The organism is Wandonia haliotis (genome assembly GCF_039523435.1).
Classification (GTDB): Bacteria; Bacteroidota; Bacteroidia; order Flavobacteriales_D; family Crocinitomicaceae; genus Wandonia; species Wandonia haliotis.
In genome coordinates this window covers 653,130-675,639 of record NZ_BAAAFH010000011.1, presented here as the reverse complement: position 1 = coordinate 675,639, position 22,510 = coordinate 653,130, and the positions used below count along the sequence as shown (strand labels likewise).

General features: G+C 36.2%; 27 protein-coding genes and 3 tRNA genes. 18 read left to right on the top strand and 12 right to left on the bottom strand.

All coding sequences use genetic code 11. The annotated features are described in order from the left end of the window. The first annotated feature begins 96 nt into the window (after positions 1-96). The 3 genes from ABDZ97_RS11335 to ygiD all read left to right on the top strand — a co-directional run bounded on the left by ABDZ97_RS11335 (position 97) and on the right by ygiD (position 2,414). A complete protein-coding gene (locus ABDZ97_RS11335) occupies positions 97-1,065 on the top strand; it encodes a M23 family metallopeptidase (RefSeq protein WP_343787672.1) in 969 nt (322 codons plus the stop codon). A gap of 40 nt (positions 1,066-1,105) precedes the next feature. Further along, positions 1,106-1,501: an OsmC family protein gene (locus tag ABDZ97_RS11330; protein ID WP_343787670.1), complete on the top strand. Its 396-nt coding sequence runs from the start codon at positions 1,106-1,108 to the stop codon at positions 1,499-1,501. Between the two features lie 85 nt (positions 1,502-1,586). After that, the gene (ygiD, locus tag ABDZ97_RS11325; protein ID WP_486389567.1) at positions 1,587-2,414 is read left to right on the top strand and encodes a 4,5-DOPA-extradiol-dioxygenase; all 828 of its coding nucleotides are present in this window, start codon (positions 1,587-1,589) and stop codon (positions 2,412-2,414) included. Between the two features lie 5 nt (positions 2,415-2,419). On the opposite strand, the gene ABDZ97_RS11320 is transcribed toward ygiD, so the two are convergent. From ABDZ97_RS11320 to ABDZ97_RS11280, 9 genes are all read right to left on the bottom strand, one after another. Then, on the bottom strand, positions 2,420-3,037 hold the full coding sequence (locus ABDZ97_RS11320) for a succinate dehydrogenase/fumarate reductase transmembrane subunit (RefSeq protein WP_343787666.1): 618 nt from the start codon (positions 3,035-3,037) through the stop codon (positions 2,420-2,422). A gap of 95 nt (positions 3,038-3,132) precedes the next feature. After that, on the bottom strand, positions 3,133-4,338 hold the full coding sequence (tyrS, locus tag ABDZ97_RS11315) for a tyrosine--tRNA ligase (RefSeq protein ID WP_343787664.1): 1,206 nt from the start codon (positions 4,336-4,338) through the stop codon (positions 3,133-3,135). A 236-nt stretch (positions 4,339-4,574) separates the two neighbouring features. Next, positions 4,575-5,042, bottom strand: coding sequence for a DinB family protein (locus ABDZ97_RS11310; protein ID WP_343787662.1), 468 nt, complete (start codon positions 5,040-5,042; stop codon positions 4,575-4,577). A gap of 178 nt (positions 5,043-5,220) precedes the next feature. Continuing rightward, complete coding sequence (locus ABDZ97_RS11305) at positions 5,221-5,913, bottom strand: aspartate/glutamate racemase family protein (protein ID WP_343787660.1); 693 nt, start codon at positions 5,911-5,913, stop codon at positions 5,221-5,223. 7 nt (positions 5,914-5,920) lie between these two features. Next, entirely contained in the window at positions 5,921-6,256 is a 336-nt protein-coding gene (locus ABDZ97_RS11300) for a hypothetical protein (protein ID WP_343787658.1), read from the bottom strand. Positions 6,257-6,619: 363 nt separating this feature from the next. After that, a complete protein-coding gene (locus tag ABDZ97_RS11295; RefSeq protein WP_343787656.1) occupies positions 6,620-7,735 on the bottom strand; it encodes a GAF domain-containing protein in 1,116 nt (371 codons plus the stop codon). Between the two features lie 574 nt (positions 7,736-8,309). Further along, positions 8,310-8,714 (bottom strand): hypothetical protein, encoded by a 405-nt coding sequence (locus ABDZ97_RS11290; RefSeq protein WP_343787654.1) that lies wholly within the window; start codon positions 8,712-8,714, stop codon positions 8,310-8,312. 91 nt (positions 8,715-8,805) lie between these two features. After that, complete coding sequence (locus ABDZ97_RS11285; RefSeq protein ID WP_343787652.1) at positions 8,806-9,168, bottom strand: DUF4180 domain-containing protein; 363 nt, start codon at positions 9,166-9,168, stop codon at positions 8,806-8,808. 159 nt (positions 9,169-9,327) lie between these two features. Beyond that, on the bottom strand, positions 9,328-9,867 hold the full coding sequence (locus ABDZ97_RS11280) for a GNAT family N-acetyltransferase (RefSeq protein ID WP_343787650.1): 540 nt from the start codon (positions 9,865-9,867) through the stop codon (positions 9,328-9,330). 285 nt (positions 9,868-10,152) lie between these two features. Between ABDZ97_RS11280 and catB the strand changes: the two genes are divergently transcribed. After that, complete coding sequence (gene catB, locus ABDZ97_RS11275) at positions 10,153-10,782, top strand: type B chloramphenicol O-acetyltransferase (protein WP_343787648.1); 630 nt, start codon at positions 10,153-10,155, stop codon at positions 10,780-10,782. Between the two features lie 359 nt (positions 10,783-11,141). Here catB and ABDZ97_RS11270 read toward each other — a convergent pair. From ABDZ97_RS11270 to ABDZ97_RS11260, 3 genes are all read right to left on the bottom strand, one after another. Further along, a tRNA-Arg gene (locus ABDZ97_RS11270) sits at positions 11,142-11,215 on the bottom strand. A gap of 170 nt (positions 11,216-11,385) precedes the next feature. Continuing rightward, positions 11,386-11,460, bottom strand: a tRNA-Pro gene (locus ABDZ97_RS11265). 128 nt (positions 11,461-11,588) lie between these two features. Further along, a tRNA-Ser gene (locus ABDZ97_RS11260) sits at positions 11,589-11,675 on the bottom strand. Positions 11,676-11,932: 257 nt separating this feature from the next. Here ABDZ97_RS11260 and ABDZ97_RS11255 point away from each other — a divergent pair. The 14 genes from ABDZ97_RS11255 (at position 11,933) to ABDZ97_RS11190 (ending at position 22,506) form a co-directional block, all read left to right on the top strand. Continuing rightward, the gene (locus tag ABDZ97_RS11255) at positions 11,933-13,348 is read left to right on the top strand and encodes a gluzincin family metallopeptidase (RefSeq protein ID WP_343787646.1); all 1,416 of its coding nucleotides are present in this window, start codon (positions 11,933-11,935) and stop codon (positions 13,346-13,348) included. A 40-nt stretch (positions 13,349-13,388) separates the two neighbouring features. After that, on the top strand, positions 13,389-14,144 hold the full coding sequence (locus ABDZ97_RS11250) for a hypothetical protein (protein ID WP_343787644.1): 756 nt from the start codon (positions 13,389-13,391) through the stop codon (positions 14,142-14,144). Positions 14,145-14,217: 73 nt separating this feature from the next. After that, the gene (gene epsC / locus ABDZ97_RS11245) at positions 14,218-14,961 is read left to right on the top strand and encodes a serine O-acetyltransferase EpsC (protein ID WP_343787642.1); all 744 of its coding nucleotides are present in this window, start codon (positions 14,218-14,220) and stop codon (positions 14,959-14,961) included. A gap of 3 nt (positions 14,962-14,964) precedes the next feature. After that, complete coding sequence (locus ABDZ97_RS11240; protein WP_343787640.1) at positions 14,965-15,549, top strand: Crp/Fnr family transcriptional regulator; 585 nt, start codon at positions 14,965-14,967, stop codon at positions 15,547-15,549. 57 nt (positions 15,550-15,606) lie between these two features. Then, positions 15,607-16,182 carry an NAD(P)H-dependent oxidoreductase gene (locus ABDZ97_RS11235; protein ID WP_343787638.1) on the top strand — a complete coding sequence of 192 codons (576 nt, stop codon included), beginning with the start codon at positions 15,607-15,609 and terminating at the stop codon, positions 16,180-16,182. Positions 16,183-16,223: 41 nt separating this feature from the next. Beyond that, positions 16,224-16,376, top strand: a complete 153-nt coding sequence (locus ABDZ97_RS11230; RefSeq protein ID WP_343787636.1) for a tyrosine-type recombinase/integrase — start codon at positions 16,224-16,226, stop codon at positions 16,374-16,376. A 307-nt stretch (positions 16,377-16,683) separates the two neighbouring features. Continuing rightward, positions 16,684-17,169, top strand: a complete 486-nt coding sequence (locus ABDZ97_RS11225) for a helix-turn-helix transcriptional regulator (RefSeq protein WP_343784445.1) — start codon at positions 16,684-16,686, stop codon at positions 17,167-17,169. Between the two features lie 139 nt (positions 17,170-17,308). After that, positions 17,309-18,583, top strand: coding sequence for a hypothetical protein (locus ABDZ97_RS11220; protein ID WP_343787634.1), 1,275 nt, complete (start codon positions 17,309-17,311; stop codon positions 18,581-18,583). A 143-nt stretch (positions 18,584-18,726) separates the two neighbouring features. Continuing rightward, positions 18,727-19,014: a hypothetical protein gene (locus tag ABDZ97_RS11215; protein ID WP_343787632.1), complete on the top strand. Its 288-nt coding sequence runs from the start codon at positions 18,727-18,729 to the stop codon at positions 19,012-19,014. A 2-nt stretch (positions 19,015-19,016) separates the two neighbouring features. Then, positions 19,017-19,403, top strand: coding sequence for a hypothetical protein (locus ABDZ97_RS11210; protein ID WP_343787630.1), 387 nt, complete (start codon positions 19,017-19,019; stop codon positions 19,401-19,403). A 91-nt stretch (positions 19,404-19,494) separates the two neighbouring features. Beyond that, positions 19,495-19,980, top strand: coding sequence for a hypothetical protein (locus ABDZ97_RS11205; RefSeq protein ID WP_343787628.1), 486 nt, complete (start codon positions 19,495-19,497; stop codon positions 19,978-19,980). Positions 19,981-20,072: 92 nt separating this feature from the next. Further along, positions 20,073-20,606 (top strand): hypothetical protein, encoded by a 534-nt coding sequence (locus tag ABDZ97_RS11200; protein WP_343787626.1) that lies wholly within the window; start codon positions 20,073-20,075, stop codon positions 20,604-20,606. A gap of 273 nt (positions 20,607-20,879) precedes the next feature. Next, the gene (locus tag ABDZ97_RS11195; protein WP_343787624.1) at positions 20,880-21,392 is read left to right on the top strand and encodes a hypothetical protein; all 513 of its coding nucleotides are present in this window, start codon (positions 20,880-20,882) and stop codon (positions 21,390-21,392) included. 376 nt (positions 21,393-21,768) lie between these two features. Next, a complete protein-coding gene (locus ABDZ97_RS11190; protein WP_343787622.1) occupies positions 21,769-22,506 on the top strand; it encodes a hypothetical protein in 738 nt (245 codons plus the stop codon). Positions 22,507-22,510 lie beyond the last annotated feature (4 nt).

Here is a 22,510-nt window from a genome sequence, read left to right as displayed (position 1 = left end):
AATTTAGCCATATTACCTAATTTTGTCAGGCTAAATGAAAAAAATGACGGTGTGGAACGCTAAAAAAGTGAATACAGCGTTGAAATTTTCGGAATAGTGAAAAAGAAATTTGTATATAACCCAAAAACACTCTCTTACGAACGTGTTCGGCGAACATGGGGAGAGCGAGTTCTTAGAGGACTGATTTTTATAGCTCCTACCATTACACTGGGAATCATTCTTGCTTTTTTTATTGCCCGTCGGATTGACTCACCTCGCGAGACGAGATTGAGACAGGAAAATGAGTTTTACAAAGCGCAGTTGGATAAGATGACTCAGGATCTGGAATTGATTACCAAGGCACTTGATGAAATGGAGAAGCGGGATCGTGCGATCTACCGTGTTGCATTTAATGCAGAAGCTTTTCCTGAAGAACTTCGCCGTATGGGAGTAGGTGGTTCGGAAAAATACAAAGAACTGGAAGGTAAAAAATATTCAGAATTACTGATCGCAACGAATAAAAAGATTGACGAAGTAGAGCGGAGGTTATATGCGCAAAGTCTTTCGTTGCAAGAGTTATCAGAGATAGCACTGGATAAAGAAGCTCGTCTGGCTAGTATTCCGGCTATCCAACCGGTTCGGAATAAGGATATGACCCGGGTAGCTTCAGGATACGGGTGGCGTATAGATCCGGTTTATAAAACCCGGAGAATGCACTGGGGAATGGACTTTACTGCACCTGTAGGTACAGAAGTATATTCTACAGGAGATGGTGTGGTAGAAGAACTGGAAATAAAAAGCTGGGGGTACGGGAAAAGTATTGTCATAGATCATGGGTATGGATACAAGACGCGCTATGCCCACCTTAGTGCATTCAAAGTAAAAAAGGGTGATAAAGTCAAGCGGGGAGATTTAATTGGTCTTATAGGAAATAGTGGGAAATCAACAGGTCCTCATTTACACTATGAAGTAGAGCACAACGGACAAAAAATAAATCCGGTAGGATATTATCATGGAGACCTTTCTCCTGAAGAGTATGAGCAGATGATCCAGTTGTCAAATAATGCTCTGAATGCTTTTGACTAATAAAAATTGACCGTATTTTTACTATAAATAACGGGATGTAATGGCAAAAGTAAGTGCTGTAATCAAAGAGAATAAGTATCGTACAGAGATTCAGGCGGGAACGCATACAATCATCGCTGATGAACCTGAAGAGCTGGGAGGGAAGAACGAAGGAGTTTCTCCGGATGAGTTATTGGCAGCATCATTGGCCACATGTACTTCAATCACATTGCGGATGTATCTGGACAGGAAGGGATGGTCGGTTCGTTCCATTATAGTAGATGTAGACATACAACGTGATGCAAAGAATAATTCTTCTGAATTTATCCGTACGATTCGAGTTGAGGGAGAGCTGGACGAGAAACAGCAACAGCGAATAGTTCATATAGCGAATGCCTGTCCGATTCACAAGACACTTACAGGGACAATCACTGTGACGACTCAGTTGATTTCGTAAACAGATTTCGTTATCTTTAAGCGTGAGTATGAAAAGAAAACATTTTCTCAAACTGATGGCGGTGGTACCATTAACAGGAGTAGCGATGAATTTAAAAGAGTTTGGCAGAATAACAGAGGGATTTGGGAATACGGAGAAGATGCCGGTATTATTTCTCGGACATGGGAGTCCTATGAATGCTATAGAAGAGAATGAGTTTGTTCGCGGATTCAGAGAGTCTGTGCGAACGATTCCAAGACCCAAGGCGATTCTCTGTATTTCGGCACATTGGGAAACAAAAGGAACACGCGTTACAGCTATGCCTAATCCCCGGACTATACATGATTTCGGAGGGTTTCCAAAGGCATTGTACGAGGTGAATTATCCGGCTCCGGGTAGTCCTGAACTGGCGGAGGCAACAAAGAAAATCATTACAAAGACCGAGGTAATTCTGGATGACAAGTGGGGCTTGGATCATGGCGCATGGAGTGTAATTAAGCACATGTACCCGGATGCCGATATTCCGGTTGTGCAAATGAGTTTGGATTATCAACAAACACCGGCTTATCACTATGAACTTGCCCGCGAATTAGATCGTTTACGTTCAAAAGGAATTCTGATTATCGGAAGTGGTAATATGGTGCATAACCTGCGAATGGTCGCCTGGGATAAGATGAATGTGGATGATTATGGGTATGACTGGGCTTTGGAAGCGAGTGATAAAATGAAACAATTTATACAGAATGGTAATCATACCTCGTTGATCAATTACCGGTCGAATGGAAGGCCCTTTGAGTTGGCTGTTCCGACTCCTGAACATTATCTACCTCTTTTATATACACTCGCTTTGCAGAGAAAAGATGAGAAGGTATCGTTGTTTAATGATAAAGCCATGGCAGGATCATTGACGATGACTTCGGTAAGAATAGGTTAAGAAGTTTACTTTCCGATTAGCACATGATAGGCAGAAGGAATCTCGATGCCCTGAAAACCATTTGTTAACCCATAAAAGGTGATGACCAGATAGATACATCCGATCCAGAGAATAATTCCTGCTTGTTTTCGGGGAGATAGTCCGAAAATATTTTTTTTCATTTTTTGAAAATGAATAGAAGCAACATGGCCGAAGAAGGAAAGAACAGCTAATCCGTAGTAAGGGATGAAAAACAGATTAAAAGGAAAAGTATTTAGTCCCGCTACTCCAAAATAGAAGTTAGTATCCAGTTTCAGTATAAATCTTCCCGTAAGTACTGCTCCGACATGAATGAGAAGAAAAAATGCCATATACATTCCGGTCCAAAGTTGTAGTTTATCATAAAAACCGGTTAGAGATTTTCTCTTTTTGAAGAATAATGACAGTCCTGAAATAATCTGAATTATCACGGCAAGAAGTAATACACCTTCTATCACCGGGTTTCGATATACTACCCGCAGGGATTCCATTAGGGAAATGTGACTATTGGAGCCAAAAATACTCCAGAAGTGATTGAAGAGGTGAAGCCCTATAAAAAGAGAGAGAACAATTCCTGAAAAATAGTGTAGTCTCTTAATTGTCATGATGGCCTTTTTTGCGAATATGTAAAAGTATTAGGTGACAAATATACAGAAAAGAGCAGGTTAATAGATTACGCTTTTATTAACCTGCTCATGCATTATTTTAACTCGAAAAAGTTCCTTTTTCCAATTTTAATTTTGGTTCCCGGAAGTACTTGTATTTCTTTGTAGGAATCCGTCATTTTTTCTCCATTTACTGTAACAGCACCATTTTCAATGAGTCTTCTTACAGCTGATTTCGTTAATTCGTGCATTACCTGCGCTACAAGGGAAATGAGAGAAATTGTATCCGTATTGTTTTCCGGAGACTGGATAGAGACAGGGGTATAGCTTCTATTTTCAGGATCTTTGTTTTGAAATTGTTTCCTGAAGAATTCCTCTGCTTCCTTTGCAGCTTCACTAGAATAGTACTGTTTGACACAATTCCCGGCAATTTTCTTTTTTAGCAATATCGGATTTTCTCCACCGGATAATTGTTTTGTTATTTCTTCCTTCTCGTGTTGTGTAAAATCAGTTACTAACTCCAGGAATTCAGGAATTAAATGATCCGGAATGGACATGATTTTTCCAAACATCATATTGGGGGAATCGGTTAATCCTACTGTGTTATTCAGTGATTTACTCATTTTTTCTTTTCCGTCCAGACCTCTTAACAAAGGCATACACATGACCGTTTGTGCAGGAATCTCGTGGCTTTCCTGTAACTGCCTACCCATTGTACAGTTGAAAAGTTGATCTGTTCCTCCCATTTCAATATCGCAGCGTATCTTCACAGAGTCAAATCCTTGTAGAATTGGGTAGACCAGCTCGTGCATGGCAATTGGTATATTTTCTGAAAACCGATTGGCAAAGTCGTTTCTATGCATGAGTTGGGCTACTGTAACCCGGGAGAGAAGTTGAATCATTTCAGAGGAAGATAAATTATCCAGCCAATCGGAGTTAAAAACAATTTGGGTTGACTGGATATCAATCACCTTAGAAAGCTGATTGATATAGGTTTGAGCATTCTCTTTTACTTCTCCTGTACTCAGCGGTTTCCGGCTTTTGTTCTTTCCGGTGGGATCTCCAATACGGGCTGTAAAGCTACCGACCAGTATAACGATTTGATGACCGGATTCCTGAAACTGTCTCAATTTCTTCAGAACAACAGCATGTCCCAAATGTAAATCAGGAGCAGTGGGATCAAAACCTAACTTGATTACCAGTTTCCTGTTTTCTTTTGCTATCAGTTTTAGCTTTTCTTCTAATCCGTTTTCGGGGAGAATGATCGCTACATTTTCTTTTAATTTGTCTATCTGTTCCATTTTAGTGAAAATAAAAAAAGCCCGGACGATTACTCGCCCGGGCCTGATTATGTTTATTACGATTTTTTACAATAGGGATGTATCTGAAGTATAAACATATCCTCTTCGGGCAGCTACTATCAGATAATAATACGTGCTGAAAAACGGAAGACGCAATATGTTGTTCAATAACTTCATTTCTGATACAAAAGTAATGAATTGGAACAAATCTTACAAAAACGGAGCACTAAAAGAAGTTAATCCCATATAAATGGTCGCTCTACTTCCATGGCTCGTAAGTAAGAGAGAAACTGACCAGCATGAACAGATTCGTGATATCCGATCCGCAAGAGGTAATCTCCTAGTTTTCTTTTTATTGTGGTTCCCGGATGAATTATTTCAATTGTGTTTAAGTCTTCTGCGGAAAAAGAACGAACGGTTTTGAGAAATTCCTGTCGGTAGGGTAGAGCAAAATCCAGTTCTTCCTGTACGCTTTGATAAGGTTTGTTCTCCCAGGGCGACTGATACGAAGACATATCACCGCGATTGATGATGATATTCCAGCCGTAATCAGCCCCGATAACATGTCGGATCATGTCAATTGCCGTCATGGCTTTTTCATCAGGTTTCCAGAAATGGAAATTTTCAGGAAGACCCTCCCATAATGCAATGCTACGTCTTCGGATTTCCTGAAAGTTGAGTAAAATAAGGTCTGTTTCTGTCATTGGATTTTGTTGTTAAATGATGCGCAAAATACTTATTTTCTTTTCGAACAGAGGGTTCAATAGTTATTTTTTCTACTGCTAAGGATTGTTTTCATCATAGATAACAATAAAAAGTACAAGTTAATTCAACTTTATAATTATCGTGTGAAAAACGGAGATGTATAAGTACAGAACGTTTTTAGTAATCAGAGGTATCTAAAGCATAGTCTAGAATACTTTCAACATGAATTTTTGTGGTATCAAATACAGGATAACTAAAGTCATTCTGATCTATCAGCAAAGGGATTTCTGTACAACCAAGGATTATCCCTTCCGCACCCCGCGCCCGTAATTCGTCGGCATAATGCATGAATTTAACTTTGGATGAATCAGTTATGATTCCTTTTCCCAATTCATTCTTAACAATATTTTGTATCTCCTCAATATCACTTTTTTGTTCGGGGATGAGAGTGGTTATTCCAAATTCTTCCAATTTATCCCGGTAGAATCCCATTTCCATTGTGAACATTGTCCCCAGTAATCCTACTTTATTTAGGTTTTCCTTTTGAATGGCTTTAGCGGTAGCAGTAGCAATATGAAGGATAGGGATATTGATTTCTTTCTGGATTCTGTCAGCAAATAAATGGGCTGTGTTAGCACACAAAACGATTGCATCAATATGGGTTGAAGCCAGATTTTTGCAGGCTTGTAAAAGTAATTCATAGGCATTTATCCAACCTTTTTTCTGGATATCGGCAAAATTCAACGAATAAATAACGCATTCGGCAGCGTTTAGACCACCCAGTCGTGAATTGATTCCCTGATTCAAATACTTATAATAATCAAGGGTCGATGTCCAGCTGATTCCGCCAATTAATCCTATTTTTTTCATTGGGAAGCTAGTTTTTTAACAAAGCTAATTTAAATAACCCTAAAGAGGTAATGAGAGATCCGGTACCTACTAATAGAGCTCCCCAGAAAATGAATCCTGTATTTCCGAAAGTACCAGTTATTCCGATAAATAATGAAATAGATCCCAGTATAAGATAGATTAAAGCTCTATTTATAGCATCTTTTCTTAGTGTTGGTTTGACAGAGTTATACAGATGAAGTGCATCTTCTTCCGAAATTTCAAAGTTCTTGCAGGCTTTTTTGATGATAAGTCGTTTAAAGTTCAACTGTAGTAATTCTGCTCTTATATAGTTCTCGATTAGTTCTTGCTTTTCTAACTCCATAATAGGTTATTAATAAGTAATGATTATTATTTTATAATTGAATGGGATACATTGTAGTTACTTTTCAAAAATACTACTAATCTGCTTACTTGTGCTAAATGTATTGAATGTTGTTTATATTCAGAAGCTATATAATATAATTTAGAACCATTGTTATTCATTCACTTTTATCCATTCAACCCTTTTTTCAATGTCTTTTTCTACAGGGCTTATTATCATAAAAAAGTCCGATAGATAAATCACCTTAACAGTTCTTTTATTGTATCCCAATGCTCCAACGTCTTGACTTTGGAGTTCAACTTTTTTAAAATTCAGGTGTCCGTTTTTCGGAGTTATTTCCCGAATCAAAAAAACAGCGTTAAATTATGTCTTCTCTCTGTTGTTGTGACTGGCTATTTTGGATTGTTTTTCGGAATAAATATCGTTTAATTTACTTGTAAATTGTTCCAATTCCTGTGTTACGGTTTTTATATAACCAAAATATTCTTTTAGTTTTTCGGAAGACAAGTCCTGTTCCGTTTCAAGTAGATTGGTAATTCCCAGGATTGTTGTTACAGGTCTTCGCATAACGTGGGAAATGTCGAAAGCTATTTGTTCAAGAGCATTTTCATATTCAATATGATGGGTAATATTTGTAAATGCACCGTATATGATTGTTTCTCCGTTTTTTTCTTTGTGAGGTTGTCCTTCTATTGCATACCAGTCATAACCTGAGTTCTGCTTCACCCGGTATTCATGATAGAGCCGGGTTTCCATTTCTATTGAGCGCGTTATAGCGGCTTGCAAAGGTCGAATGTCTTCGGGGTGTGTCAATGAAAAAATGGTGTTCAGATTTTTAATCCATTCATCCAGATTTATATCAGGATGTAATTTTTTCATGCCCGCACTTATAAATGAAAACTTCATATTACCTGAATCTGAAACGACTAATTCAAATATTCCGAGAGGTATATTCTCTGTGATTTTTGTCAACCGGTCGATATTGAGTTTTACTGAGGTGTTCAGTGTCGTAAACGTTTTGTGATTCTCAATAATAATCATCGCTTTTTCGGCCAGAATCTGAAGAGCCCTTTCCTGCGCTTTGGTAAACTCCCTTGGCTTTCTGTCGATAATGCATAAGGTTCCCAGAACATGGTTTTCTTTGGTTACCAAAGGTGCTCCGGCATAAAAGCGGATATAAGGATCCCCTACAACCAGTTTATTGTTGATGAATCGTTGATCTTTGAATGCATCATTTACAACCAGTACTTCGTTGGGTTTGTGCAAGGCGTGTTGGCAAAAGGAATCTTCAACTTTTGTTTCATTTACCTCAAGACCTTTATTTGATTTGAACCATTGTCGTTTATCATCCAGTAAGGTAATGAGTGAAATGGGCGTGTTACAGATTATTGAGGCGAGTTCTGTGATCTCGTCTAACTCTTTTTCCGGGGGGGTATCAAAAAGGTTATAGGAATAAACAGCTTCTAATCGATTTTTCATATTCTGACGTAATTATCTGTATTTGATTATTTCAAATAAAAATCATGGAGCTTTATAAGATGTGAAACACGTACCTTTTCTATGAGGTATGATCTGTTTTATAAAGCAACTAATCGTATTACCGTAAAAAATACGGTGTACTACGTCGGTTATAGATATATGAAAGATAGGAAGGTCGCAAACTTAGCATTTTTTTATCGCGCTATCCTCCCTTTTTGAAATGCTTAAAGGGATATGGGTAATTTAATGGGTTATTAATTAGGTGTTTATACCTGTTTTTTTTCCTTTGTTCTGAATTAACATCATTCGACCTCATGAAATCTAATTTTGTCTTATATACGAAAGTTCCAGGGCTTTTGGATGGTGCTATTCTTCTATTTTTTACCAATTTATTTTCATGAAGGATTAAATGATTGAAAAACAGTTTGTAATGAATGGAGGGATATTCGTTTTTTATGCGAAATCGAGAATAAATCGCAAGAAGTACAACGGATAATCAAAAATAAACAGATCCTGGTTATGATGATAAAGGGGGGCACTTTCCGTATGATGTATCGGGTTTTTTGGTTACTAATTACTTTATTCCTTTTAGTTGAGAAGAACAATTTTTGTTTTTTCGATAAACTACTTTCAGCTTATTTTCATTTTCAACGATTAATTTATTTGTAGTAATAGTGAGTATCTTTTGGAGACTTTCTCCCCCTGTTACTTCAAGCCATTGGAGGTAGACCTCTTTTTCTTTCATGATAACTTTGAAAAACGGAGCTGAAGAATGAATGCGACTTTTAAATTCATACCCATAATCATCCTGATACCTGAACTGATAGTTTTTAGTTTTCCAACATCCGGCTAGTTGCTCTTTTATTTGCTGAAAGTGCAAACTATCTGAATGGGTAGAGGTGAAGTTATTTGTGTTATTTTGACCAGTACAATCAAAAATAGCTGTAAATAAGAGTAACATAAAAACGATCTTCATCATAGTAGTAGAACAAATAAGGTGTCTTAAATGTTACAGGAGCAGCGTTTAAAAGTAATCACAAGAATGTTGTTTACGTTACTTTTCATCACATTCAGTTCCCTGATAGTTTCTCCAATGCTTCAGTCACTGAAGAAACAAAATTAACTTGTTTCCCGTTATTGCTTTCGTATATGAAATCTTTCAGGCTTTGACCAGAGAAGGCTGAAAACTCTCCTACAATAGCTAATTGAACACGGTACGTCGAAAACTTTTGAAGGATTTCACCTGCCATTCGATTTTTGAGTTCGAAAAAGTCTGGAGTAATATTTTTTTGATGGATAATAACTTTATCAAACCCTTGATAATAAAGGCTTCCTAGTATATCTATTCCTTCTTCAGTAGTATTTATAAGGTTTTCTTCTGACAATAGTTCAGCAATTTTTGAATCATTAATTTCATGTGTTTTGATTTTCATTTTAATTCTTTTGATAAATAAGATAGAGAACAAAAAAGGATGGTCGTAAACCACCCTTCGTAACCTCAAAGGTCGAAATTTCATAATCATTACGATAAGAATAACAACCTGATTGTTGTGGATTAAACTTCTGAAAATATGAAAAGAGCTGTGCTGCTTTTATCCTTCAGGATTAATCATTGCGTAAATGTCAAGACTTATAAATACTCCATTTTTTATTTCGCAGTCTTTCATCGTTCCTTCCAAATTAAAAGCAAGTTTTGCCAGTCCTTTTTGACAATTTTTGTTTTCCGACTCTACAAATCCTTCAATTCGATGAAGTCCTAACTCTTTAAATCCATATTCACAGATTAGGGGCATTACTTCCTTCATAATTCCTTTTCCCCAAAATTCAGGAAGTAGCCAAAAACCAATCTCAGCCTTTTTATTGTCTTTATCCAGGTCATTGAGTCCACCTGCACCGTAAAATACGTTTCCGTCTTTGGAGCAGACTGCCCACCATATTCCTGTTTCATTTTTTTCCAGGTCACTAAACCAGGTGATTTGTTCTTTTGTCGCTTCTAAACTATTGAAGCTTATCCCATAATATTTTATGATGTCAGGATGAGAAAGCCCTTTGAAAACATTCTCTAAATCATCCTCCGTAAATTGTCTTAGCGTAAATCGTTCCGTTTCTATTTTTTGAAAATTACTACTCATCGTTCTATTTTTAATCCAGTTTATTTTGTCAAAGGTGATCATTGGTAAAAAACGCAACTCATTTTACCAAAAGAAGCTTATTTCACGCCTTGTGTTATCCTTTCCCTTTGTGGGGAAGCATATATGACAAATATAACAGATCATTACGAATGATCAAAAGGGCTTTTACGTGTTTATTCTACCATTTTACCAATGAGAGTTTACATGTGTTTTTAGTTACTTTTGTAAAGGATAGTTGTATAAGTAGGTTGTAGTGCTCCTATTTTTCAATGAAATAATTAAAAAATGGATAATTTTTTTGAAAGTCCTTTTAAAGGGAAAATTATTAAAGATCATATCACGAATCCCAATATAATTGCAGGCAAGTTTTCATATTATTCGGGCTATTACCATGGACATTCTTTTGATGATTGTGCAAGGTATTTGTTTCCGGATAGAGAAGATGTGGACAAGTTAATTATTGGATCTTATTGTTCAATAGGTAGCGGAGTGAGTTTTATTATGGCAGGAAATCAGGGACATCGATATGACTGGATATCGAGCTTTCCATTTTTCTATATGTCCGAAATTGATGCTTTTCAGGCAAGTAAAGATGGCTTTCAGAAAGCTGGTGATACCATTGTGGGAAATGATGTTTGGATAGGGAGTGAAGCGATGATTATGCCTGGAATTAAAATTGGTGACGGGGCGGTTATAGGAAGTAGGGCTTTAGTAACAAAAGATGTAGAGCCTTATTCAATTGTAGGGGGAAACCCTGCTAAATTGATTAAGAAACGATTTAACGACACTACAATTGAAAAATTATTAGAGATGAGTTGGTGGGATTGGGATGAGAACGAATTAGCCGATGTCGTTCCTGTTTTATGTTCCAATGATATAGAGCAGTTGTACGAATATTTTAAGAATCGAAAGTAATTTTTGAATTTTAGCTTTTGTTCACCTAATTATAACGGTTTTGAACCATGAGAAATGTGTAGATTGACACCCTTTTAAGTGTCTTGTAATATTAGTGTTGTTTCTTCAAATTTTTTTATTTGTTTTGAGTTTTCTCTTGTAATTCCAAAATAACAATTTGAATTTCAAATGATTTCGAAGTTGTACATTCAGGAAAAAGGTTAACATAATTCTTTTCTAAATCCGAATTGTCAAAAGGGTATCAAAATAGTATCACAAATTTATGTGTTTTATTTTGTTTTTAATTGTTCCTTATTGTTTAAATGGTTGATTATCAGTATTTATGTAAACAAAAAAGGACGGTTTAAAACCGTCCTTAGTGATCCCATCAGGATTCGAACCTGAGACCTACTGCTTAGAAGGCAGTTGCTCTATCCAGCTGAGCTATGGGACCGATCAATAATTATATAACTCCCGATACGTTTCGGGAAAGCCTGAACCATGAGTAATGTAATCGCAAATTACTAAGTTTTCCCGAAACGTATCGAAAAGTAACTTGTCAGACAATACAGATTCAGATACTGTCAGAAATAACAAAGGGGATGACTTGCATCATCCCCTCTGTCGGGGTGGCAGGATTCGAACCTGCGACCTCCTGCTCCCAAAGCAGGCGCGATAACCGGGCTACGCTACACCCCGAGGAGATAACCCCTGATATATTTCAATATTTCAATTTGTTTCTAACCGTTGTCAGATCATTTTTAATGAAAGCGGGTGCAAAAATACTGATTCTTTTTAAAACCGCAAACATTTTTTATAAAAAAATGCGGTGGAGGCGGGATTCGAACCCGCGGTACGGTTACCCGTACGTCAGTTTAGCAAACTGGTGGTTTCAGCCACTCACCCACTCCACCAAATATTTCAAAAGAGTTATTCTTTTACCGAAAAAAGAACACTGTTCCGTTGAACTGGGCGCAAATTTATAAATAATACTGATAAAACAAGTGTGAAAAGTGAAAAATCATCTTTGAAAAATGATAAGTAGTTAGAAATAAGAGTTTTTGAGGTCTGTGTCCCTCTTTTGAAAGAGAAAAAATCCGGAGAAACCAGCTCTTTCAAAAGATAAAAAATAGAATTTCCGTTATTATTGTAGTCTAATCTTGACGATGAAATGAAAAAGTACGTAGTTTTCGCGTTCTCGCAATTGTTATTCTGGAGTATCACTCCGTTCGTTGCACAGGAAAAAGTACCCTTACTCACAGGGAAAGTGAAAATATCCATTGCAGAAGGTACATTTGATTGTGATTTGACTTTACAGAATATTCCGCAATTGGAAAATTATTTTCTACGTCTTAATTCGGGAATGAACATACTGCATTTTAAAAGTGTGAAGCCGGATGAATTTATGATCTACTATGATAAATCATTGTATGATACGCTTTCGACGGGTGAATCAAATGCTTATTTCTTTCCTACAAATGACAGAAAGTCTAAGTTTCTTCCGGAAGCAGTCCGTGTAAAGTATGTGGGGAAGTTTCCGGTGGTAGCGGATACGATAGAAGATTACAGTCGTAAAGACTGGAAAGGAAATATAGCGTTCAATCATAATTCTGTACGAACGGATGGTATGCAAACTGCCTGGTATCCTGTTTTGTATGATATTGAGAATGACAAAATCTATGAGCATGTTAGGTATGACCTTGAAATTGTTTGTGAGGATTGTTCTACATTATATGTGAATGGTAATGCACCTGTAAAAGCAACACATGCGACATTGAAAAGCGATATTCCTCAGGAATTGACTTTATTTTGCGGGGATTATGACTTTTCTGAAATAGGAGAGACCTATATCCTTAATCCCGGAATTACAGATGAACAGATCCGGGAGTTTAGTGAATTGATCAATACTTATAAAGCATTTTACACACAAAAACTTTCTCTTCCGTTTGATCAACCGGTAACTTTTGTACAGACAACACCTACTTCCCGAAAAGACGGATGGTTGTATGTGTCTTATCCGACGATTGTGAGTATAGGATGGGGAGAGAATGGTCTGGAGAGTCTTTTTGATCCCCGGCTGCAGAATTGGTACAGACCCTTTATTGCTCATGAACTCGGACATTATTATTTTGGCAATTACAAAGTTTTCAATGCTGATTTGGGAGACATGATGAGCGAAGGGTTTGCGGAATACCTAGCGCTGCAATTAACAAAAGAACTAATAGGTAAAGAAGTATACACAAAGCTGATCCGGACGAAAATTGAAGATCTGAAAGGGTTTAACCCGGTTCCTTTCGGGAAAGTTCGTTCTGCCTCAGATTATAATGATCGGGAATTGTATGTATACTATTACGCACCCCTGATTTTTTCAGCGATAGAAAAGGAAATAGGAGAGGAGCGGATGTGGGAATGGTTGAAAACAATTCTAATGACCCCTGTTCGGTTTACGAATTATCAATTTTTAGTAGAAACTTTGGAGAAGACTTTAGCAGATAACCCAAAACAATTGTCGGCAATCAAAGCTACTTATTTTGAAACCAAACACGCGTTGAAAAATGCGATAAAGACAGTAGAAAAGAATGAATAAGATCTGTTATTTTATAATCAGTTGTTGGTTTGTTCTATGTATGAATTTTAGTTTCGGGCAGCAATATGATGGCGTAATTCTGGAAAAAGGAAAAGTAGATCGAAATAATGTTATTTATACACCGGGAAAGGTCTTTGTGTACGAATTTCAGATTCTTTCGGGAGATCAGGAATATTACCTGAAAAACAAGGAACAGGACACATTTAAACTGACAGAGAATAGGGCAGAAGCCTTGCTGAAGGAAATACATCTGACCGTAATCCGACCGAAACTTTTTCAGCGAACTAACCGGAATCAAACGCAAATCATATACAGTTATGAACCTGATCCGAAGATAGCAGTTTTCACCGGGCTTGTCGAAAATGAAACAAATATATGGTTGCATCCTCCTCGAAAAGGCTTTTTTCGTGCGTTGGAGACGTGTCCGTTTCCCTATATACAACTGGGAGAGGAGAATCAGGAGGAATGGAAGGATAGCATGTTGATTTCGAGTTACTGGTCGGACTCTGTTTGGGGTGTTTGGACCGATAAATTGTTGTTGAATTATCACTATAAAAGAGAAGGGAAGGAACGTATTCTGACAAATTTCGGTGAGGTAGAATGTGTACGTATACTGGCAAAGGCACATTCGGAAATAGGAAGTTCGTCCCTAGTTGCTCATTTTTCCGGTGAATATGGTTTTGTGCAATTGACGTATACGTTGTTTACGGGAATGCAGGTTGTATTGAAACTGAAAGAGGTAAAGAACGAGCTGGTGTTGAGAGATGGCAGAGATTTTTTTGAAAGCCGGTGGTAATAAAATAACCCGGAGTTAACCACTGTCAATTCAAAATACGCCTAACTTCGTTTGTGTATAAATAGGAGTAGAAATGATGGAGAGTTTGTGGAGTAAAATACGACAGGAAATAAAAGAGAACTGGAAGAAGGAGCCGGAGATCCGGTCGGTTATTGAGAAAAATGTTATTGAAGAACAAGGGTTTTTAGATACACTGGCAACTATCCTGAGTAATAAGTTGTGTGATAACTTTCGGAGTCAGGAAGATTTACAGGCATTGTTTTATAAGGTACTAAATGAAAATGACACCATTCAGGAAGAGCTTGTAACCGATCTGAAAACCTATTATGACCGTGATTTTGCTTGTGAGACGTATTTGGAAGTATTGCTTTTTTCAAGAGGATTTCAGTCTGTAACTGCCTATCGTATTGCGAGAAGTTTTTTTCTGGAAGGAAAAAAACTAACAGCCAAGTATTTCCAGAATCGTATTTTTGAGGTGTATGGAGTGGATATTCATCCCAACGCCAGATTAGGAAAAGGTATCGTTGTTGATCATGGTATCGGACTTGTCATTGGCGAGACAGCAAAGGTCGGGGACAGGGCTTTTATTTTTCATAACGTAACACTGGGAGGAACCGGACACGAGGGGGGAGATCGTCACCCAAAGATTGGAAAAAATGTGATCATCGGTGCAGGGGCAACCGTGTTGGGCAATATTACTATCGGGGACAATGTAAACATAGCTGCGGGAAGTGTTGTAACCAAAAGTGTTGAACCCGGATACACAGTTGCAGGAGTTCCTGCGAAAGTAATCGGAGAAGCAAAAAAACTACTGTAGGAAATGGAAGATTCGGAACGTTTGCGGAAATATCTCAGAACCTATGAGGTGTTAACGGAGGAAGAGGTTGAAGAGTTTAGTGGAAAAGTGGTGCAAAAGCGACTCAAAAAAGGAGAATACCTTTTTAGAGAGGGGAAGGTATGCCGGGAAGTTGTTTTTGTCCTTTCAGGTGTTTTGCGTTCCTTTTATTACTCTTCTTCTCTGGAAGAAGTAACCTACTGCTTTTCGTTTGAAGGTGCTTTTATTACAGCCTATTCATCTTTTATCACCCAGCAGGGAACTGTTGAAAATATACAGGCGTTAACAGATGTAGAATTGTTTTCGGTTTCCAGAGAGGTTGTAACAGAGTTGGAAGCGAAAAGCGTAAACTGGCTGCGCTTGCTGAAGATGATTGCGGAGCGTGAGTATGTAAAGATGGAACAGCGTGTGTTTATTCTGCAACGGGAAAGTGCAGAGGTGCGCTACCGGAGTTTGGTAGAGCAGCATCCGGAGTATTTACAACTGATCCCTCTGAATTATCTGGCTTCTTACCTGGGGATAACTCAACGACATTTGAGCAGAATAAGAAGTACTTCGGGATCGAATTAGACAAATGTCCTTTTTCGGCTGTACCGGAAATAGTTCTTTTGTACAAAAAAACAAAACATGAAAATTCTAATCATTACTGGTCACCCGGATCAAGAAAGTTTCAATTACGCCTTAGCAGAAGCGTATTACAAGGGAGCAATAGCAACAGGTGCAACGATCACCCGGATCAATATAGGAGAGTTGGATTTTGATCCGAATTTACGATACGGGTACCGTCAGCGATGTGAACTGGAGCCGGATTTACAGGATGCACTGGATAAGATTCAGGAAGCAGACCACATTGTCTGGTTTTTTCCGATGTGGTGGTACGGTTATCCGGCTATTATGAAAGGGTTTATCGACCGGACTTTTCTCCCCGGTTTAACCTATCAGCCTGTTCCAGGTAAACCCTTCCCCAAAAAGCTGTTAAAAGGTAAAACCTCACGTATCGTTATCACATCGGATACCCCCCGTTGGTATGACCGTTTGTTTATGGGACAACCCACGATTAATCAATTTAAGAAAGGTACATTACAGTTTTGTGGGATAAATCCGGTCAAGGTTACCTACATTTCAGTAATCAAGGGCTCGACGGATGAATTCAGACAAAAATGGCTGAATAAAATAACCCGATTGGGCAAAAACCTGAAGTAGGAGAAGAGTGAGGTTGTTTCCTAAGATGTCTGGTCGTATACATGTGTTCTGCAACCCATTTATTGGAAAGCGGAACTGATTTGAGCTACATACAAGAGTTTTTAGGGTACAAAAGAAGCAGAACAATAGAAATTTACACACATTTCAGTACCAGGAGTTTACAAAATATAAAAAGCATTTTTGACGATTTATAATTTTATGCTACATTCGGTGAGTGTATATAGTTAGTTGGCAGTAATTATAAAATGACACGACAAATTGGACAGTAAAGCAGAACAATATTATCCGACTTACACTTTTAAACCTGAAAATCGGGACGTTGTTCTATTGGAGTTTGAAGAAGCTCAAAAAATAGCAAATGGATAGACTAAAGTATATGGTCAAGTAACTAATATCCTATTAGCTTGGGGATATATGGAAATACACCAAAACCAAAGTCGACTTTTAATTGAAGAATATTTAGGTGATGAGGATGATTTAGCTTAATTAAAAGATTGTAAAATGAAAAAAGATAAAAAAATAGAATTTGATGATGTTATTGGTGGTAACATTTCAAAAGAATTGACAAAAAAGGAACATGATTCAATTAGAGAATATAGACGTCGATTATATGAAAAAAGATCTTCGGAAGAAAAGATAAATGATATTTTAACTGGATTTCGATTTTCGTTAAAGAACTATGCCGATAATGAGAACCCAGAAGATATTATTCTTTTAGGTCAGTTTTTAAATTCACTTCTCAAACAAATTAAAATCAAGAAAGGAGCATTCGCTGAGTATATCGATATCTCACCTAGAAATATTAACAAGTATTTTAACGGTGAGAGAAAATTTAGCATTGAACACGCACTAATGCTTGAAAAGCTATTTAAAATAAATGCGGAAATACTGCTTGAAGTGCAGCTTAAGAATGAATTAATTGAAGCGAAACGATCTCATCGGGGTGAATATGATAAATTCAATTTAAGCGATTTGTTAGCTATTTAATTTTGCAAAATACTTGCAACAAGAAATTCAAAAACACTAAAGATTAATACGCATAACACACCCTAAGCGTTAAGCCAAAATTCCCTATATTTGAGTGTCGGCATAAACGCCTACGCAGAACTGTTACCAGCAATTTTAAATGACCGCAATAGCAGACATAAAACGACAGTTTTTGAACTCACTAAAACGTGGGACAGGCGAAGCGTATTTAATAGTGAAAAACAATCCTGAAATTGACTTTTCAAATCAAATCATAAAAGGTGCGAGGAACATTTACGCTTATGACGGACAAAGTGAAAACGACCGAGCACAATACATCTTTGACATTATTTCTATCTCGAAACAGAAAGACAAAATCCGTAAAGCAGTTTTGCAAGGTTTGGCAACCGAACAAGATGATACTTGGAATTTGACACATTTGTTTGCACTCGCAAAACTTTACGCTCGACAAAATGATGCAGAAGTAAAGCAAGCCATTTGCGACAGATTTTTAAACAACCCGATTGAAGGTTCTGATTGGGTTGGTGCTTACGAAATTTTAGAACTTGATGGACTAAACGGACTTTTTTATGTTGCCGAAAAATTTGGAAAATACATCGAACAAAATCCTAACGACTGGCAAGGCGATTGGATAATTAAGCGTTTTCAAGAAGAAAACAAGAACATAAAAGTTTCCGAAGAGCTTAAAAATAAAGCCGAAACCAATAAGTTTATTCGCATTTACCTTGACAACATAAAACGAACAAAAGCAAGTCAAGAAAAACACAAATCAAAACCGACAAAATACAAAGATATAATTGACGAAGTTTTAAATAGCAAACCTCATTTTTCGTATTTCAGAAAGAGGGACTTGACTAACGAGGAAGTCAATCAAACTGCAAAACGACTAATTAAAGAAACCGACAAATCTAACATTGAACGACTTTTGGATATTTTTGACTTTTACAAATTTCCTTACGACAGTCAGATAATTTTAGACTTTGCAAAACAAAAACGGACAAGTAAAAACAGAATAGTTGAATATGCTATTTACGCATTGAAACATTTGAAAAGTAAAGAAATTAGAAACTTTGCTTTGGAAAAAATACAAACCGCTAAAAATCCGATTGATTATTTAGAAATTTTGGTTTCTAATTACAAAAGGGGCGACTTTAAACTTTTAAGCGAAATAGCAGACAAGACCAACAACGAACACAAAATTGAGCAATTAGCAGGAATATACACCAATATTTTTAAAACAAACAAGACAAAAGAATGTAAACAACCACTCGAAATTCTGTACAACAAAATGAATTGTGCCATTCACAGAAATGGGATTGTAGAAATTTTACTTGACAACAATGTTTTGTCCGATAGAATAAAAAATGAAATTAAATTTGACAGCTACGAAGAAACAAGACAATTAACGAAATAAAAAAAACAGCTAGTAACACGGGTTTTGCATCAGACGGGTCGAACGGGAACGCCCGACACTTTTTCGTAAATTTGAGCTTTGTCGCTCGCTCGAAATTTTCTGCCCGAACACCAAGCCCTAAGCCGTTGTGTATCATTAAATAAATGCAAAAAACAGAATTTCATATCGAACAAATTATAGAGTTGATTAAGGAACAGGAGCCTGATAGACTTGACCTAATTGCAGAATTAGAAAAATCAGAAAGGAAAAAGTGGATAAGACAACCATACATATATTTCGTGTCAGGAGAAGGACCAAATCAACCTGGTTCGGAATGGCAGTTTGATGAAAGCATTGTTTTGGAACACGAAACCGAAGGGACAATAGTTCTTGACATCTTAAAAGATGGTCGAATTGGTGGAATTGAATTTTTAAGTCAAATAAGGGATTAAAAATGGAAAAAGAATATTCGATTTATCTAGGCTCAAATAAAATTGGAACGACAAGACTTGAAAAAGCAGATGCACCAATGGGTGTTGTTTTCGGAGAAATAAATTTTGTCGAAAAAGAATCGAAATATGATCTTATCAAATCCTATTGTAAGGACAATAACATCGAACTAGAAGATGATTATCCAAAAGACAAGTTAATCTCAACTAGAACAATCGACTCTCTAGTAATTAGGAATGAAGAAGGTTTTGAAATCAAAGGGATTGGAAATCAGATTAGCGGGATGGACAGTGAAGGATTTGAAATTTCAATTGAAGGAATTGCCTACCCATTTTATGAAGAAGAATTTCCTCACCATGTAAAAGTTTACAATGAAATGTTTAAAGAATAAGAAACGAAAGTACAACAAAACTTATATACAATTCCCTTTGGGACACTGCGCATAACCAAAACGTTAGCTACAACAGACAAAAACTTACAAAATGTTCGAAGGATTATTCTATTTAGTGTTATATATTATTGGAGGAGGAATGTTACTCATAGGACTAATAGCCATAGGATATGGATTGTATGGAATGAGTATTAGTGGATTTGATAAATCTGTTCGAAATTTTAGCCTCGCGCTGGGTATAATTCTGATTGGGACAGTAACATTTTTCTATTTAAGATCAAAATCAGTACACGATCAAAAAAAATTAATATTCGTTGGACAATATGAAAACGCTGAAACAAAAAAACTTCAATTAGAATTATTTGAAGACAATACCTTTCAAGCGGATTCTCTATTAACTCATGAAACAAATGGTATATGGTACATTATTGATGATGATGAAGTTGATTTAATTGAATTTTCAACTGAAGAAGGAGCACTATTAAATCAATTTGAATTTATTATTAAAAATGATACAATTCAGTTAAACGCTCAATATCTTGAAGCAAATACAATAAATTTGATTAAAAAAATGTAGCTAACATGCTGTAAAAAAAATGGCACACGATTACCCTCGAAAAAAATCGCCACTTTTCCTACAGCAGAACCGTTGTATGTCATTAGAGAACTATGAAATTTAAGATTATACAAAAGCAAAACAGAGATTTATTAGAAGAACATGCAAAGTCTTCATCTAACTTCGGATTTTTAGGAAGGAATGAGCTTTATGTGGCTATCGGATTTTTTATAGTTGGCTTCATAATTTCGTTACTATTTGTTGATAATCGTTTAGTTGGAACACCATTTATGGTGATTGGACTATTTGAGATAATCAAGTACCCAACCCGTGAAAAAAGGTGGGTAAAGAAAAAAGAAAAGGAGAAGTTGTTTGATAAAGAATTAGAATTTGAGATTTCTGATGATAAGTTGAAAATTTCTTTCGATGAAATATCAAAAACTCATCAATTTGATAGCATGAGACAATGCTTGATTTCTGAAACTGGACTTCTTTTCAAAATTTCATGGAGTGAATATTACTATATTTCCTTTAAATCAATTGAGAGTGATCAATTAAAATTAGACTTAATAGATCATTTGAAAAAGAAATTCGAACAAGGAAGAATAAGAGGAAAACAAACTGTTGAATTTCAAGAAAGAGGTTGATGAAATACCGAATGAAATTTGGGATTATGAATTTATCGACAATCACGAAACTGGGGCTGCAATAAGGCAAAAATCGAATAGCTTACATAACAAACATGGTGTGATAAGTCTGACTTACAATGATGATTATATCACTATTTATGACAATAAGGGAAATGTTGTCCATAAAAGGAAAAAATGCCCATAACATCAAATAAGTAAAAGCGCCAAAAGTACTATATTTGTTGGGTATCTGTGCCTATTTTCGAACCGTTAGCAATAATTTGAAAAATTATGATTGAATCGAGATTTCAGGAAATTTCCCAAGAATTGAATGGTAATTACCAACATGAAACAAAAAAATATAATGGAGGTATGGGAGCTCGACTGCCTGTGACCCTTCATCGATTAGACATTGACTACAATGGAAGTAGCATAGACGTTAAGTACGAATTTGGGAATTTAAATCTCGGGGAATTTTTGTGTACAATCAAATCAGGAAAAAGAATTCCTGACTTTAAAATTGAAACAAGAAGTAATTTAGGCAGATTATTTACAAAAGGTAAGAATCCCTGGAAAATTAAATGCTCTGATGGATTATTGGCTGAAAAAATCAAGCTTTTTCTAAAGGAAACTGACCTCGAAAAAATCGTACAGGAAACGTCATTTGAACCTTCCATAATTGGTGAAACAGATCAAACTGGATTCAATGTGAAAATGCAGTTTTACTTGGGCTTTGAGAACAAAGAAGAATCAATATTACCAATCATTAATTTTTATAAAAAAATGATTGATCACCTTAATTAACAAAGAACGGTAGCTTCGCATGTTGTAGCCAATAGAGGAAGAAGAATTTATAAATGATAAAGATGGAGGTGATTTTATAAATAGACAACAAGGACTTGTAGTTAGCAATAGATTACTACAATCCAATATATCAGAAAAATCATGAATGGGCAAATGGATTAAAGGTTCATATGACTTGGTCGTTTCGGGGGGCACTGAACAATACGGAACAAACTTTAAAACGAATAAAAAATGACAGATAACAATGAATAAATCAATAGTAGTTAAAGTGTTAAATCGAAAGTGATTTTGTAAATTTAAAGCCAATTATAAACCGAAAATTAGGTTTCAAAACCGTTACTACATATAGCAGGGACATTTGCAACAAGCTGAAAAAATGAAAATCATAACTACAATATTCACAATTTTAGTTTTTTCAAGCTGCGTTGATTCTAGAAAATCTATTCAAGAGAAACCAAAAATTGAACTTGAATTAGTAGATGAAATTTTTATCAAAAAAGAACTTTACGGAACAGATTCAATCCGTTTGAATAAAGAGCAAATTGAACTTTTTGCTAAAGAATGGAACAATACTAAATCATTAGGGTTTTATAAAATGAGACCTGAATTCTGGATTTTTGTAAAACTTAAAAATGATGTAATTAGAAAGTTCCGTGTTAATGGTGACTTGATTAAAGAGCAAGGAGATTGGGCATTTTCAACTGGTGATTCATTATTAATTAATTCATTTTGGATACCAACTTATTCTTTTCCAAAACCTGAAAATTATACCCCTTTATCTTTTATAAAGTTTGTTTCTCAATCAATTGATAATGACCCTAGTAAGTCGTGCCTTGGGATGTCAATGACAAATGAATTTCCTGAGGGTTGGGTAAAAGAAGAACATTTAGAAGACCTTTTCGAACTGTTAGATTCCAAAGAAGAATGTGGCTGTTTTTTGAACCCTTTATCGTCTTATATTCCAACAGGAAAAGCTGAGATAGGTGGTTATGCAAGAATATTTTTAAAGTCTTTTAAGGATGAAGAAAAGGTCGATTTAGGATTGTATAGTTGCCCAAAAGTTGCTCAAAATATAAATGAGGAGTTGAAGGAATGGTTGAATAAAAGAAAATAATAAT

Coding starts and splice junctions, on each gene's coding strand:
- ABDZ97_RS11330 (WP_343787670.1), top strand. CDS start 1,106: ATGGCAAAAGTAAGTGCTGTAATCAAAGAGAATAAGTATCGTACAGAG.
- ygiD (WP_486389567.1), top strand. CDS start 1,587: ATGAATTTAAAAGAGTTTGGCAGAATAACAGAGGGATTTGGGAATACG.
- ABDZ97_RS11320 (WP_343787666.1), bottom strand. CDS start 3,037: ATGACAATTAAGAGACTACACTATTTTTCAGGAATTGTTCTCTCTCTT.
- tyrS (WP_343787664.1), bottom strand. CDS start 4,338: ATGGAACAGATAGACAAATTAAAAGAAAATGTAGCGATCATTCTCCCC.
- ABDZ97_RS11310 (WP_343787662.1), bottom strand. CDS start 5,042: ATGACAGAAACAGACCTTATTTTACTCAACTTTCAGGAAATCCGAAGA.
- ABDZ97_RS11305 (WP_343787660.1), bottom strand. CDS start 5,913: ATGAAAAAAATAGGATTAATTGGCGGAATCAGCTGGACATCGACCCTT.
- ABDZ97_RS11300 (WP_343787658.1), bottom strand. CDS start 6,256: ATGGAGTTAGAAAAGCAAGAACTAATCGAGAACTATATAAGAGCAGAA.
- ABDZ97_RS11295 (WP_343787656.1), bottom strand. CDS start 7,735: ATGAAAAATCGATTAGAAGCTGTTTATTCCTATAACCTTTTTGATACC.
- ABDZ97_RS11290 (WP_343787654.1), bottom strand. CDS start 8,714: ATGATGAAGATCGTTTTTATGTTACTCTTATTTACAGCTATTTTTGAT.
- ABDZ97_RS11285 (WP_343787652.1), bottom strand. CDS start 9,168: ATGAAAATCAAAACACATGAAATTAATGATTCAAAAATTGCTGAACTA.
- ABDZ97_RS11280 (WP_343787650.1), bottom strand. CDS start 9,867: ATGAGTAGTAATTTTCAAAAAATAGAAACGGAACGATTTACGCTAAGA.
- catB (WP_343787648.1), top strand. CDS start 10,153: ATGGATAATTTTTTTGAAAGTCCTTTTAAAGGGAAAATTATTAAAGAT.
- ABDZ97_RS11255 (WP_343787646.1), top strand. CDS start 11,933: ATGAAAAAGTACGTAGTTTTCGCGTTCTCGCAATTGTTATTCTGGAGT.
- ABDZ97_RS11250 (WP_343787644.1), top strand. CDS start 13,389: ATGAATTTTAGTTTCGGGCAGCAATATGATGGCGTAATTCTGGAAAAA.
- epsC (WP_343787642.1), top strand. CDS start 14,218: ATGATGGAGAGTTTGTGGAGTAAAATACGACAGGAAATAAAAGAGAAC.
- ABDZ97_RS11240 (WP_343787640.1), top strand. CDS start 14,965: ATGGAAGATTCGGAACGTTTGCGGAAATATCTCAGAACCTATGAGGTG.
- ABDZ97_RS11235 (WP_343787638.1), top strand. CDS start 15,607: ATGAAAATTCTAATCATTACTGGTCACCCGGATCAAGAAAGTTTCAAT.
- ABDZ97_RS11230 (WP_343787636.1), top strand. CDS start 16,224: ATGTGTTCTGCAACCCATTTATTGGAAAGCGGAACTGATTTGAGCTAC.
- ABDZ97_RS11225 (WP_343784445.1), top strand. CDS start 16,684: ATGAAAAAAGATAAAAAAATAGAATTTGATGATGTTATTGGTGGTAAC.
- ABDZ97_RS11220 (WP_343787634.1), top strand. CDS start 17,309: ATGACCGCAATAGCAGACATAAAACGACAGTTTTTGAACTCACTAAAA.
- ABDZ97_RS11215 (WP_343787632.1), top strand. CDS start 18,727: ATGCAAAAAACAGAATTTCATATCGAACAAATTATAGAGTTGATTAAG.
- ABDZ97_RS11210 (WP_343787630.1), top strand. CDS start 19,017: ATGGAAAAAGAATATTCGATTTATCTAGGCTCAAATAAAATTGGAACG.
- ABDZ97_RS11205 (WP_343787628.1), top strand. CDS start 19,495: ATGTTCGAAGGATTATTCTATTTAGTGTTATATATTATTGGAGGAGGA.
- ABDZ97_RS11200 (WP_343787626.1), top strand. CDS start 20,073: ATGAAATTTAAGATTATACAAAAGCAAAACAGAGATTTATTAGAAGAA.
- ABDZ97_RS11195 (WP_343787624.1), top strand. CDS start 20,880: ATGATTGAATCGAGATTTCAGGAAATTTCCCAAGAATTGAATGGTAAT.
- ABDZ97_RS11190 (WP_343787622.1), top strand. CDS start 21,769: ATGAAAATCATAACTACAATATTCACAATTTTAGTTTTTTCAAGCTGC.